This is a genomic window from Bacteroidota bacterium (genome assembly GCA_038746285.1).
Taxonomy (GTDB): domain Bacteria; phylum Bacteroidota; class Rhodothermia; order Rhodothermales; family JANQRZ01; genus JANQRZ01.
Map to the genome: position 1 here is coordinate 41,051 of JBCDKT010000007.1, position 12,974 is coordinate 54,024.

The 12,974-nt window shown below is 67.5% G+C and carries 11 protein-coding genes; 6 read left to right on the forward strand and 5 right to left on the reverse strand.

Annotated elements, in window-relative coordinates; translation table 11 throughout:
- Window positions 1-123: 123 nt before the first annotated feature.
- The 6 genes from AAGI91_03815 (at window position 124) to AAGI91_03840 (ending at window position 8,234) form a co-directional block, all read left to right on the forward strand.
- Window positions 124-822, forward strand: coding sequence for a hypothetical protein (locus AAGI91_03815; protein ID MEM1041735.1), 699 nt, complete (start codon window positions 124-126; stop codon window positions 820-822).
- A gap of 74 nt (window positions 823-896) precedes the next feature.
- On the forward strand, window positions 897-2,276 hold the full coding sequence (locus AAGI91_03820) for a sigma-54 dependent transcriptional regulator (protein ID MEM1041736.1): 1,380 nt from the start codon (window positions 897-899) through the stop codon (window positions 2,274-2,276).
- Between the two features lie 95 nt (window positions 2,277-2,371).
- A complete protein-coding gene (locus AAGI91_03825; protein MEM1041737.1) occupies window positions 2,372-3,031 on the forward strand; it encodes an ABC transporter ATP-binding protein in 660 nt (219 codons plus the stop codon).
- Between the two features lie 54 nt (window positions 3,032-3,085).
- The gene (locus AAGI91_03830; GenBank protein MEM1041738.1) at window positions 3,086-3,958 is read left to right on the forward strand and encodes a class I SAM-dependent methyltransferase; all 873 of its coding nucleotides are present in this window, start codon (window positions 3,086-3,088) and stop codon (window positions 3,956-3,958) included.
- 239 nt (window positions 3,959-4,197) lie between these two features.
- Window positions 4,198-5,232, forward strand: coding sequence for a quinolinate synthase NadA (gene nadA, locus AAGI91_03835; GenBank protein MEM1041739.1), 1,035 nt, complete (start codon window positions 4,198-4,200; stop codon window positions 5,230-5,232).
- A 650-nt stretch (window positions 5,233-5,882) separates the two neighbouring features.
- The gene (locus AAGI91_03840) at window positions 5,883-8,234 is read left to right on the forward strand and encodes an acyl-CoA dehydrogenase (GenBank protein ID MEM1041740.1); all 2,352 of its coding nucleotides are present in this window, start codon (window positions 5,883-5,885) and stop codon (window positions 8,232-8,234) included.
- Window positions 8,235-8,262: 28 nt separating this feature from the next.
- Here the strand turns inward: AAGI91_03840 and infA are convergent, their stop codons facing one another.
- From infA to AAGI91_03865, 5 genes are all read right to left on the reverse strand, one after another.
- On the reverse strand, window positions 8,263-8,481 hold the full coding sequence (infA, locus tag AAGI91_03845; GenBank protein ID MEM1041741.1) for a translation initiation factor IF-1: 219 nt from the start codon (window positions 8,479-8,481) through the stop codon (window positions 8,263-8,265).
- Window positions 8,482-8,614: 133 nt separating this feature from the next.
- Window positions 8,615-10,135 carry an amidophosphoribosyltransferase gene (purF, locus tag AAGI91_03850; protein MEM1041742.1) on the reverse strand — a complete coding sequence of 507 codons (1,521 nt, stop codon included), beginning with the start codon at window positions 10,133-10,135 and terminating at the stop codon, window positions 8,615-8,617.
- Window positions 10,136-10,373: 238 nt separating this feature from the next.
- The gene (locus tag AAGI91_03855; protein MEM1041743.1) at window positions 10,374-10,700 is read right to left on the reverse strand and encodes a hypothetical protein; all 327 of its coding nucleotides are present in this window, start codon (window positions 10,698-10,700) and stop codon (window positions 10,374-10,376) included.
- Between the two features lie 212 nt (window positions 10,701-10,912).
- Window positions 10,913-11,335: a hypothetical protein gene (locus AAGI91_03860; protein MEM1041744.1), complete on the reverse strand. Its 423-nt coding sequence runs from the start codon at window positions 11,333-11,335 to the stop codon at window positions 10,913-10,915.
- Window positions 11,335-12,909: a sodium-dependent transporter gene (locus tag AAGI91_03865; protein MEM1041745.1), complete on the reverse strand. Its 1,575-nt coding sequence runs from the start codon at window positions 12,907-12,909 to the stop codon at window positions 11,335-11,337. The genes AAGI91_03860 and AAGI91_03865 overlap by 1 nt, the downstream gene beginning before the upstream one ends.
- Window positions 12,910-12,974 lie beyond the last annotated feature (65 nt).

The window sequence follows — 12,974 nt, forward strand, 5'->3', positions numbered from 1 at the left end:
TGCGCGGCGGCAACCGGGACGAGCGGCTCCTATCTTTGCGACCTCGCTTCCGCCTGAAGCCTCGCTCACGTTTCCGCAACCTCGCGGCCCGGCCGCTCCCAGCCTGTGCTCCCTATGTCCTCGATGCTCAAACCCCCGAAGCCTGTCAGCCGCCGCCAGGAGCTTCGCGAAGACAAGGTCATTACCGCCTACGCGCGGACGATGACGATGGCTGAGGACAATAAGGGGCTGCTCATCGCTGCTGCCGCAGGCATCGTCGTCATCTTCCTCGGCGTGCTCGGCTTCACGCTCTACCAGGGCGGCCAGAGCGACCGCGCCGACGACGTCCTCGGGGCCATCCTGCCGGCCTACGAGAGCGGCTCTTTCCAGGAAGCGCTCGACGGCACGCCGGAGGCGCTGGGCCTGCTCGACATCGCCGATGACTACGCCTCGACCGAGGCCGGCAACCTCGCCCGGTTCTACGCCGCCGGCGCGCTCTTCGAGCTCGGCCGCTACGACGAGGCCGCCGCGATGTACGCCGACTACAACGGGGCCGACCTCCTCGGGGCGAGCGCCCTCGCCGGCCAGGCCGCCATCGCCGAGATCAACGGCGACCACGGCGGGGCGGGCAACCTCTACCGCCGCGCGGCTCGGGCCTACGAGAGCGCAGCGACCGCCCCGGCGTACTACCTCGACGCGGCGCGCAACTTCGAGGCGGCCGGCGACTACGGCGCGGCGCGCGCGGCCTACGAGGCCATCGCCGAGGACTACGACAACGCCCCCGAGGCGGCCGACCTCGCGGTCTACACCGCCCGCCTCGACGCGCTGGAGAACGGCGAGTGACGAAGGGCGCGTGCCGAATGGTTATCATTCACCACCCAACAGGACCTCGGCACTCGTAACGCGCCCCTCCCGCCATGCCCGCCATCCTCATCGCTGACGACGAGCCGAGCATTCGCCGCACCCTGCGCGACATCCTCGAGTACGAGGGCCACGAGATCGGCGAGGCCGTGGACGGCGACGACGCCTTCGAGCAGGCCCGGAGCGGGAAGTTCGACCTCGTCCTGCTCGACATCAAGATGCCCAAGCGCGACGGGCTCGAGGTCCTCGAAGCGCTCGGCGAGGCCGAGGCGGGCGTCCCGATCATCATGATCTCCGGGCACGGGAACGTCGAGACGGCCGTCGAGGCGACGCGGCTCGGGGCGACGGACTTCATCGAGAAGCCGCCGGACCTGAACCGCCTCCTCGTCTCCGTCCGCGGTGCCCTGGAGCGCGGCTCGCTCCAGACCGAGAACCAGCGCATGCGCCAGGTGCTCGTCGACGCCGGACAGTCGGACCTGACACCTATTGTCGGCGAGAGCGCCGCCATCGGTACCATCAAGTCGACCGTCGAGCGCGTCGCCCCGACCGAGGCGCGCGTCCTCATCACCGGCGAGCCGGGGACCGGGAAAGAACTCGTCGCCCGGTGGGTCCACCACCACTCGCACCGCGCCGGCGGCCCGCTCGTCGAGGTCAACTGCGCCGCGATTCCGAGCGAGTTGATCGAGTCCGAGTTGTTCGGGCACGAGAAGGGGAGCTTCACCGGGGCCACCAAGCAGCGCATCGGCAAGTTCGAGCAGGCCGACGGCGGGACGCTCTTCCTCGACGAGATCGGCGACATGTCGCTCTCGGCCCAGGCGAAGGTGCTCCGCGCGCTCCAGGAGAACAAGATCACGCGCGTCGGCGGCGACCGGGCGATCGACGTGAACGTGCGCATCGTGGCGGCGACCAACAAGAACCTCCTCGAAGAGGTCGAGGCGCGGGCTTTCCGCGAGGACCTCTACCACCGGCTCTCGGTGATCCTCGTCCACGTCCCGCCGCTGCGCGAGCGCCGCACGGACATCCCGCTCATCGCCTCGTTCATCCTCAGCCACGTCACGAGCCGCAACGGGCTGCCGGCCAAAGCCTTTTCCGACGCCGCGCTCAGCCGGCTCCAGGGCTACGAGTGGCGCGGCAACGTCCGCGAACTCTACAACGTCGTCGAGCGCCTGCTCATCCTGAGCGACGGCGACGAGGTGACCGAGCGCGACGTGGAGCAGTACGTCCGCCCCGGCGGGGCCGGCCAGGACCCCCTCGTCGGGCTGATGAACCAGTACGACCAGTTCGCCGACTTCCGCGACCAGGCCGAGAGGCTGTTCATCGAGCGCAAGCTGGAGGAGTTCGACTGGAACGTCTCGAAGACGGCCGAGGAGATCGGCATCCAGCGCTCGCACCTCTACAACAAGCTCAACAAGTACGGCATCGAGCGCGAGGATTAGGCGTGGAAGAGCGGAAGCAGGGAAGAGGGGAAGAAGGGCACCCCGATGAGGTGGTGGTCTCTCGCCCTCTCGCCCTCTCGCCCTCTCGCCCCCTCTTGGAGGCCGCCGGCCTCGGCAAGAGCTATCCGACAGCAGCCGGGACGCTCGACGTGCTGCGCGACGTGTCGGTCCGCGTGGAGGCGGGCGAGGTCGTCGCCGTCGTCGGCGAGAGCGGGACGGGGAAGAGCACGCTGCTACATCTCCTCGGCGCGCTCGACCGGCCCACGACGGGCACCGTGCGCTACGACGGCGCCGACATCTTCGCCCAGGACGACGAGGCCCTCGCCGACTTCCGCAACCGCTCAGTCGGGTTCGTCTTCCAGTTCCACCACCTGCTGCCAGAGTTCTCGGCGCTCGAAAACGTGGCGATGCCGTCGCTCATCCAGGGGCGCTCTGTCGCGCAAGCGGAGCCTCGTGCGACGGAACTGTTGGCCATGCTCGGTCTCGCAGCCCGCGCCGACCACAGGCCCGCCCAACTCTCCGGCGGCGAGCAGCAGCGCGTCGCTGTCGCCCGCGCGCTCATGAACAAGCCGAAGCTCGTCCTCGCCGACGAGCCGACGGGCAACCTCGACACCCACACCGCCGAGCTGCTCCACGACGAGATCGTTCGCCTCGCCCGCGAGCGCACGCAGGCGTTCGTGATCGTCACCCACAACCCCGCCCTCGCCGACCGCGCCGACCGCGTGCTGAACCTCCGCGAAGGCCGGTTGGGCTGACCTTCGATTTTCCCCACCTCCTCTCAGCGGAGGGCTCCGAAGACGACGCTCGCCATGAATCTTGATTTGCCGTCAGTCCCGCCAAGCGCAGAGCGCGTCTCGTGCCCTCTGTGCTCTGCCGACGAGCCTGTACTCTGGGCTCAGGACAATGGGTACACAGCCCAGCGCTGCGGTGCATGCCGGTTCGTCTACGTCAGCCCGAGACCCTCCCTTGCTACCATCGATGAAGCCTCGCAGACGGGCCTCCACCAAACCGAGCGGGGCGTCTACGACGCGGTCAGCGTCAGCGGCTTTAGCCGCAGGAAGGTGAGGATGTTCGAGGAGCGTCTAGGCACACTCTTTCCAGATGGTCGGCTCACGCAGCGCCCGGTGCGCTGGCTCGACGTCGGTTGCGGGTTCGGGGAATTGGTAGCGGCAGTGGAGGCGGTGTCTCACCCCGGGTCGGAGGTCACCGGTATAGACCCGTGCCGGCCCAAAGTCGATGTAGGTAGACGCAAGGGGCTCAGCGTTTCGGACGACCAGTTGGAGGATGTCGGCGAGGGCTATGACGTGATATCGCTCGTCAACGTCTTCTCCCATCTGCCGGACCCCATCGCTTTTCTCGGAAGGCTGAGGGACATGCTGGCCCCGAGCGGCGAACTGGTACTCGTCACCGGCAACGGGGCCGATGTCGAGTACGCAGACTACCCGGACCCTCTCTTGCTACCGGACCACCTGGTCTTTGCCGGAGAGCAGCACCTGGTCACTGCCATGCGCCGCCTGGAGATGTCAGTGCTGAAGATCGAGCGCTACGATCATTTCTACCGCGACCCTCTGCCCCTGTTTGCTGCGAAGTACGCGGCAAAGAGGGTGCTCGGGAGACCCGTCGCCTCCTGGAGCAGCAGGAGCGCGTTCCGGTCCGTGTTTATGAGAGCCAGGGTCGACTGAGGATTTTATCCTCCAGGTGGAAGGGGAGGCAGGCACGGGACGAGGCCTGACGGAATGGCAGTTTGCTGCAGGCCGGAGCCGTGCAGGCGTCCTGCCGGATAGACGCCGGGCGCTAAAAAAGCCGCGCAGAGGGGTAGGGGCAGGATCGGTACAAAGTCTGCTGAGTGCCTGAGCGGGGAAGAACCCATGGGGGAATCACCCGTTTGTCTACCTGAAGCCTCTGCCCAGCCCAGATCCTGATGCCCGAAACGCTCGACCTAATCACGCCCGACGTGCTCCCGCCCGACGCGCTGGCCGACTTGCTGGCGTCGGCCGGATACGTCCGCGAGCCCATCGACCCGACGCTCGACCTCTTCGAGGAGATCGAGCGCATGAAGGCCGAGAAGAACGCCGTGCTTCTGGGGCACTACTACCAGGAGCCGGAGATACAGGACATCGCCGACTTCATCGGCGACTCGCTCGGCCTCGCCCGCGAGGCGGCCCGGACCGACGCCGACATCATCGTCTTCGCCGGGGTGCACTTCATGGCCGAGACGGCGAAGATCCTGAACCCCAAGAAGAAGGTCATTCTGCCAGACCTCAACGCGGGCTGCTCGCTCGCCGACAGCTGCCCGCCCGACGAGTTCGCCGCGTTCCGGGCCGAGCACCCGGACCACATCGTCATCTCGTACATCAACTGCACCGCGGCGATCAAGGCGCAGACCGATATCATCTGCACCTCGTCGAACGCCGAGCACCTCGTCCGGCAGATCCCGAAAGACCAGCCGATCATCTTCGCGCCGGACCGCAACCTCGGGCGCTGGCTCAGCAAGGAGATCGGGCGCGACATGGTGCTGTGGGACGGGAGCTGCATCGTCCACGAGGTGTTCTCCGAGCAGGAGATCGTCCGCCTCAAGGCGCGCCACCCCGGCGCTCCGGTCCTCGCCCATCCCGAGTGCGAGGAGGCTGTCCTCCAGCACGCCGACCACGTCGGCTCGACCTCCTCCATCCTCCGCTTTGCGACCGAGAGCGACGCCGAGAAATTTATCGTGGCGACGGAGTCGGGCATCCTGCACCAGATGCAGAAGGACAACCCCGACAAGACGTTCATCGCAGCCCCGCCCTCGAACGGCTGCGCGTGCAACGACTGCCCGCACATGAAGCTCAACACGCTCGAGAAGCTCTACCTCTGCCTTAAGCATGAGGCCCCGGAAGTCACGATGGACGAGGAGACCCGGCTCCGCGCGCTCCGGCCCATCGAGCGGATGCTGGCCATGAGCGAGGGGGTGAGCTAGAGGCACCGACCTATGAGTCCTGGCCATCAGAGAGAAATTGAGCGGCGTCTCGTGGAAGCCGCACTCGATTCTTTTGCTTTCGTGTCCAGCGAGTACGGCCTCAGTAGGTCAGCATCGGATGGCTCAGCAGTCGTCTTCGAATCAGACGCGGTGCGACTGACTGTCACTCATCACAGAGGGGAGATCGACGCCCGGTTCCACCGACTCGATCAGGCCTATCCGGGAGGCCGCGGCCTTTCACTGAGTGATATCATACGCACCCTAGACCCCGCCAGCGCTCCACCAGGGCTGATGGCTCGAAATGACAATGTGGAGCGGGTCGTCGATATGCTGGCCGAGCGGGTTCGCCGTTGTGCAGTCTCACTCTTGAAGGGTGATGAGCATGCTTTCGAGCGGCTCCTGGAGGGCCAGCAGAATGCCGCCGCTCGGCACACGAGAGATATCCAGTTGCAGAGTGCGCGGTCACATGCTGGGGCAGCATGGGAAGCGAGAGATTACCGCGCAGTTGTCGATGCATTCGAGCCGATGAGAGCGGACCTGAGTCCCGCAGAGTATCGAAAACTCGCCTTTGCGAAGAAGCAACTCGGCCCCGAATGAGCAACCTTTTGCGGAGGAAACGGTAGGCTCGGCAGACTCCAACCGACGCTGCCATGCCTTCCTCCGCCGCCTCTTCTGATACGCCCGTCGCCGATCTCTCGCGGGGTGCCGCTTCCGTCCTCCCGTTCCTCTACGTCGCGTGGGCGGACGGCCTACTCGTGCCGTCGGAAATGGAGGCGCTTCGCGCGCGCGTCCGCGCCCAGGACTGGCTCTCCGACGCCGACCGAGACCAGCTCTGCGGCTGGCTCGACCCGCAGCAGCCGCCGGACGCGACGACCTACTTCGGCTGGGTCCGCGCCATCCGCCGCGCCGCCCGCCACATCCCCGACGCCGACGAGAAGTCGCTCGCCGAGCTAGGCGTCGAGCTTGCCACGCTCGCCGGGGAGGAGGGAGGCGTCACGTTCTCGACGCCGGAGGCGCACCGGGCGCTCGAAGAGATGGAAGCCGCACTCGGGATCGTCGGGCACGAGGTGGTGCGCGACCTCGTCGAGCGGACCCTGCCGCCGTCGGGTGACGGAGTGGCGAGCGCGGAGCCAGTCGTCGCCGTGCCGCCGTCGTTCGACATCGACGGGATGAGCCGGCTCATCGACGGGCCGCGCACCGACCTGCGCCGCCGCGTCCTCCGGCTGCTCCGCGACGACGCGTTCCGCCGCCCCGATCCCGACATCGGCGACCCGGCCTACCGCGAGATCGTGCTCGGCTGGACGAAACACCTCGCCGAGCAAGGCATCGGCGCGCTCGCCTTTCCCGACTACGCTGGTGGTGAGGGGGACATCGGCGCTTTCATCGCTGCTTTGGAGACGATCTCGTTTCACGACCTCGACCTCGCTATCAAGTTCGGGGTGCAGTTCGGGCTCTTCGGCGGGAGTATCAACCAACTCGGCAGCGAGGCGCAGAAGAAAAAGTACCTGGCCGACGTCGGTACGCTCGACCTTCCGGGCTGCTTTGCCATGACCGAGCGCCGCCACGGCTCGAACGTCCGCGACCTCCAGACGACCGCCACGCTCGACCGCGACGCCGACGAGTGGGTGATCGAGACGCCTGCCGAGCACGACCACAAGGCGTGGATCGGCAACGCCGCCCAGCACGGGCGGATGGCGACGGTCTTCGCCCAGCTCGTGATCGACGGCGAGGGCTTCGGCGTCCACGCCTTCCTCGTCCCGATCCGGGGCGACGACGGCGAGCCGATGCCCGGCATCCGCATCGCCGACTCGGGCCACAAGATGGGCCTCAACGGAGTCGACAACGGGCGGCTGTGGTTCTCGGGCGTGCGGATTCCGCGCGAGAACCTCCTCAGTCGGTTCGCTCGGGTAAGCGAGGACGGTACCTACCTCAGCCCGATCCCGAGCGCGTCGAAGCGGTTTTTCGTGATGCTCGGTACGCTCGTCGGCGGGCGGATCGCGGTCGCCTCCGGGGCCAATTCGGCGGCGAAGTGCGGGCTCGAGATTGCCGTCCGCTACGGCGACCGCCGCAAGCAGTTTGGCCCGGCTGGCGGGGACGAGGTCTCGATCCTCGACTACCTCAGCCACCAGCGCCGCCTGCTCCCACTCGTCGCGACGAGCTACGGGCTGACGTTCGCGCTCCACGACCTCGCCGAGCGCTTCGCCGCGATGCCGCCGGGCGCGGACACGCGCGAGGCCGAGGCCGAGGCGGCGGCGCTCAAGGCGATGGCCTCGTGGCACGGCACGCGCTCGCTCCAGGAGGCCCGCGAGGCCTGCGGCGGCGAGGGCTTCCGCTGGACCTCCCGCATCGCCTCCCGCAAGGCCGACTCCGACATCTTCACGACCTTCGAGGGCGACAACACGGTCCTCCAGCTTCAGGTGGCGAAGGGACTCCTTGCGGGCTACCGCCAGGAGTTCGAGGACCTCAACGCGTGGGGCCTGCTCCGCTACGTGCGCGACCTTGCCGAGACCCGCTTCGGCGAGATCAACCCGCTCGCCCGCCGCGACACCGACAAGCTCCACGACGCAGGCTGGCACGCTGCCCTCTTCGAGCGCCGCGAGCGGCAGCTTCTCGTCACCGCCGCCCGCCGCCTGAAGCGCCGGCTGGACCAGGGCATGGACTCGTTCGACGCCTTCGTCGAGGTGCAGGATCACCTCCTCACGCTCGCTTCGGCCCATGCCGAGCGGCTCGTCCACGACCGCTTCCGCGCGGCCGTCGACGCAACCGAGGACGAGCACCTGCGCTCCGTCCTGGACCTCGTCTGCACGCTCTACGCGCTCTGGCACATCGAGCAGGACCGAGGCTGGTTCCTGGAGCAAGGTGTGTTCGAGGGCACAGTCGCCAAAGCGATCCGTACCGAGGTCAACGCGCTTCTGCACCGGCTGCGTCCGCTCGCCGTCGATCTCGTCGCGGCGTGGGGCATCCCGGAAGAGGTACTCGCCTCGGACCTCGTCAGGGGCTAGCGCGCCGCTCTGAAGTCGCTGGCTGCGCCTACTTGTACCGGTAGACGATCCGGCCCTTCGTCAGGTCGTAGGGCGACATCTCAACGTCGACCCGGTCGCCGGGGAGGATGCGGATAAAGAACTTGCGCATCTTGCCGGAGAGGAGGCCGAGAATTTCGTGCCCGTTGTCGAGCTCGACGCGGAACTGGGCGTTGGGCAGGGCTTCGGTGACGACGCCCTCTTGCTTGATCGGTGGCTGCTTCGCCATAAGGTGTAGCGGGGTGCATTGGTGAACAGACGGGGAACTGACGCAGGCCGCTAGAGGGCGGCTCCGCCAGGGTCTAACCTACGCACAAAAGCGCCCGTGGGTCCAGAGAGACCCGCACGCAGCGACGTGCCGCCTACCACTCGTTCTCTTCCTTCTCCACGCCGCGCTCGACGGGGATCGGGTAGTTCGACGAGAAGCAGGCGTTGCAGTAGCCCGTGCTGTTGCTGTCGCTCGCCTCGCGGACGGCCTCCATCATGCCTTCCACCGACACGTAGGCGAGCGATTCGACGCCGAGCCACGCGCCCATCTGCTCCACGTCGCGGTCGTGCCGGTTGGCGAGGAGTTCGCGCTCCGAGGGGAAGTCCATGCCGTAGAAACACGGCGAGATCACCGGCGGCGAGGCGCTGCGGAAGTGGACCTCCTTCGCCCCGGCGTTGCGGACCATCTTGACGAGCTGCTTGGCCGTCGTCCCGCGCACGACCGAGTCGTCGACCATCACCACGACGCGGTCCTTGAGGAGGCCGGCGACGGGGTTGAACTTGGTCCGCACCTTCATCTCGCGGGCGTTCTGGCCGGGCGAGATGAAGGTGCGCCCGACGTAGTGGTTGCGGATCAGCCCGATCTCGTAGCGCACGTCGTAGCCGAGCTTCTGGCACTCGGTGACGTAGCCGAGCGTGGCCGTGTTGGACGAGTCGGGGACGGAGATCACGATCGGGCGCTTCTCGCCGTGCTTGCGGTGCGGCGGCGGGGCGTCGTGCGCGAGCGCCTTGCCGATCTTGCGGCGGACCTTGTCGACCATCGTCCCGAAAATCCGCGAGTCGGGCCGGGAGAAGTAGACGTACTCGAAGACGCACTGGTTGACGCCGTGGTGGCGCGGGAGGCAGACGCCGTGGAAGGCCTCGGCGCTCCGGTCGCCGGTGCGCTCGGCGCGCTCGATCCCGGCGCGGTCGATGATGAGGATCTCGCCCGGGGCCACGTCGCGGACGTACTCGGCCCCGATGATGTCGAAGGCGCAGGTCTCGCTCGCCACGCAGTAGGCGACGCCGCCTGCGTGCTCCAGCCGGCCGAGCGCGAGCGGGCGGAACCCGTTCGGGTCGCGGACGGCGATCAGGGTGTCGTCGGTCAGGAGGACGAGCGAGAACGCGCCCTGGCACTGGTGGAGCGCGTCGATGATGCGGGCGACCGGGCCGTCCTCGCGGCTCTGGGCGACGAGGTGAAGGATGAGCTCCGAGTCCGAGGACGAGTTGAAGAGCGTCCCCTTCGCCACGAGGTCCTCGCGGATCGAGCGGGCGTTCGAGAGGTTGCCGTTGTGGGCCAGCGCGAGGTTGCCCTCCTGGTAGTGAACGACGAACGGCTGGATGTTGGCCGGGTTGTCCGAGGCCCCACTCGTCGAGTAGCGCGTGTGTCCGATGGCGAGGTCGCCGAGGAGAGCGTCCTCGAACAGGTTCTTCTTGTCGAAGACATCGAGGACGAGGCCGAAGTCGCGGTGGACCGGCATCATGGTGCGGCCGCGAACCTCGTCGTAGGTCGCCGTCACGATCCCGGCCGATTCCTGGCCTCGGTGCTGGAGCGCGTGCAGCCCGAAGTAGGTCAGCCGGGCGGCCTCCGGGTGGTTGAAGATGCCGACGATCCCGCAGTGGTCGCGGACGCTCATGCTCTCGGACGGTCTAGGCGAGGGAGACGGTCTGGGCGGAGTGGCACAAGGTAAACCCGCGGAGGGGTATGCGGTTCGGTGAATTTAGGTTCAGAGGACAGGGGACGGAAGACAGAGGACGGAAGACAGGGGACAGAGAAAGTCTCGCAACGCCCTCTCAGCCCCTGCGCGCCGCGCCAACCCCGTAGGGGCGACCCCTCGTGGTTGCCCTGGCCGAGGCAAACCCGGCCGCCGTAAGTCACAGCAGAATCAGCCCCACCGCAAGCGCGACGCCGACGGCGTCGGCCACGAGGTCGCGCGTGCTAAAAAGGGGGTTGACCGGCCGCCGGCTGTCGGCGACTTCTTTGGCTAGGCCGAGCGAGAAGGCGGTGCCCGCCGCAATCGGAATTGCCGTGCCCTCGTCCGCGCTGAGCTTGGCCGTGAGGACGTACTGCGCGCTGAGCGTCAGCAGAAAGCTGCCGGCCGCGTGGAGCGCCTTGTCGCGCCCGAACCACGGGTCCGCGAGGGTGGTGTCGGAGAGGGTGAGCGTGCGAGGGTGTGAGAGAGCGGGGGAAGACGGTGACAAGAACCGTAGGGGCGAACGGCGTTCGCCCTGTGCCCAGACCGGCGACACGACCCGTAGGGGCGCAGCATGCTGCGCCCTGGTTCCGCCTGGCACGACCTCTCCGTGCAGCACCGCCGCCTGCAGCGAAGCGGGCGACTGTGCCAGCGCCGGCCCCGCGAGCAACACGGCGAGGACCACGAGACCTCGGACTCCCGACCCTCGACTTCTCGCCATCACGTATCCGGCAGGTCGTTCGGGTCGAACCCAGGGCTGCCCTCAGAAAAGAGCTTCCGCATCGCCCACGTAGCCCCGCCGAACAGGATCAGCCCGGCGAAGAGCAGCACCAGGACCCCGGCCAGCGGCGTCGCGGCGAAGCGAACCGACACGTTCTGGCTCGTCCCGTCCGGCAGCCCGATCCGCACCACGCCGGCCCGCTTCGGCGTCCACCGCATCGACTGTGCCTCGCCGACGCGGATCGTGTCGCGCTGCGCCACGGCGCTGTTCGGGCGGTAAGTCACGAAGACGGTGTCGACCGGCGCGGCGAAGCGGAGGGTCAGCTCCTGGTTCGCCACGGGAATCTCCGGTGCCAGGGTGATGGGCTGCGCCGCAGCGGGTGCGGCGAGCGCCAGGAGTGCGAGAAGACAGAGGGCACGCATCAGGCGACGGGGGCTTGCTCGGTGGGGCGGCCGAAGGTGAGGTAGGCAGCGAGCGCGACGGAGCCGACGAACCACACGATGGGCACGACCGTCGGCAGCCACGCGAAGCCGCTCAGGTCGTAGAGCGAGCCGTAGAGCCCGCCCTCCTGCGTCAGGTCCTCGATGAGGGTCCCGACGAGGACGTAGCCGAGCATGACCGGAATGACGAGCTTGATGAGCCAGTTGAACCACGGCCCGAGGTGGAACTTCGAGTAGCGGTTCGCAGCCTGCCGCAGCCGGTCCGCGCCGAAGACCCAGCCGATGAGGATGCACTGCATGAAGCCCGAGAAGATCAGCGCGTAGCGGAACGCCCAGTGGTCGAGGATGTCGAGCAGCGTCAGCCCGAGCGTGCCGTTGCCCGTCAGGCCGGGGTCGATGACGTGGGGGAGCGCAAAGACGAGCGACCCGAGGATGCCGGGGACGAGGACGGTCGTCAGCGCCGTCGTGCGCGAGAGGTGCAGCTTGTCGATGATCGAGGCGGCGAACCCCTCGACGAGCGAGACCGCGCTCGTCAGCCCGGCGATCACGACGAGGAAGAAGAAGAGCGTCCCGAAGAGCTTCACCCCGAACGGGAACGCCGCGATGCCCTGCGGGATCACGAAGAACGAGAGCGAGAGCGTCGAGCCGGCCGGGTTGAGCGCGAAGACGAACAGCATCGCAAAGATCGCCACGCCGGCGATGTACTCGAACCCGCAGTTGAGGAAGCTGACGAGGAGCGAGTTGTTGATCTGGTCGGCGTCTTTGGGGAGGTAGCTCGCGTAGGCCGTCATCGTGCCCAGCCCGAGCGAGAGCGAGAAGAACATCTGCGCGAACGCCCCCTGCCAGACGTTGACGTCGCTGATCCCGTCGAGGTTGGGGGTGAAGAGGTAGAGCACGCCGTCGGTCCCGCCGTCGAGCGTGAGGCCACGCACGATGAGGACGATCATGAACCCCCACATCAGCGGCACGAAGATGCGCACCGCCGACTCGATCGTGGAGGTCCCGCGCCAGAGGATGAGGATCGTCAGCGCCCAGATCGTCGCGACGGCCAGCATCGGCTTCCACGTGGCGATCAGCCCGAAGAAGTAGGCCGTCGCGCTCGGCCCGTCACTCGGCTCGGCGAACGGCACGAAGGGAGCTACGGCTGGGTCGGTCAGCAGGCCGCCCATCGCGCCGAAGAGCATCGAGAGCGCCCACCCGAGGATCGTGATGTAGTACATCGTGATGAAGAGCGCGCTCGCCATCGTGAACCACCCGATCACTTCGCCTTTCTTGCCGACGAGCCGGCCGAGCGCCATCGGGAACGACTGCCCGGTCATCGTGCCGAGCGAGAACTCCATGATCATCACTGGGATCCCGATCACGAAGAGCGCGACGAAGTACGGCAGGTAGAACGCGCCGCCGCCGTACTGGTAGGCGTTGGAGGCGAAGAAGACGATGTTGCCCAGCCCAATCGCCGACCCGCTCGCGGCGAGGACGAACCCGAGCTTGGACTTCCACGCACCGCGCGCTGCATCAGCAGTCTCGGGGGCGACCTGCGTTGAACCGTTTGCCACGTCGTTAAGGCTTCGTGAAGGAGGCGGGGTCGGGGCGCAAACTACGGCAAAGCACGCAGGTTAGG

Bases quoted from the DNA above. Each gene is read 5' to 3' on its own strand.
- AAGI91_03815 (MEM1041735.1), top strand. From the start codon at position 124: ATGCTCAAACCCCCGAAGCCTGTCAGCCGCCGCCAGGAGCTTCGCGAA.
- infA (MEM1041741.1), bottom strand. From the start codon at position 8,481: ATGGCGAAGCAGCCACCGATCAAGCAAGAGGGCGTCGTCACCGAAGCC.
- purF (MEM1041742.1), bottom strand. From the start codon at position 10,135: ATGAGCGTCCGCGACCACTGCGGGATCGTCGGCATCTTCAACCACCCG.
- AAGI91_03860 (MEM1041744.1), bottom strand. From the start codon at position 11,335: ATGCGTGCCCTCTGTCTTCTCGCACTCCTGGCGCTCGCCGCACCCGCT.
- nadA (MEM1041739.1), top strand. From the start codon at position 4,198: ATGCCCGAAACGCTCGACCTAATCACGCCCGACGTGCTCCCGCCCGAC.
- AAGI91_03820 (MEM1041736.1), top strand. From the start codon at position 897: ATGCCCGCCATCCTCATCGCTGACGACGAGCCGAGCATTCGCCGCACC.
- AAGI91_03830 (MEM1041738.1), top strand. From the start codon at position 3,086: ATGAATCTTGATTTGCCGTCAGTCCCGCCAAGCGCAGAGCGCGTCTCG.
- AAGI91_03840 (MEM1041740.1), top strand. From the start codon at position 5,883: ATGCCTTCCTCCGCCGCCTCTTCTGATACGCCCGTCGCCGATCTCTCG.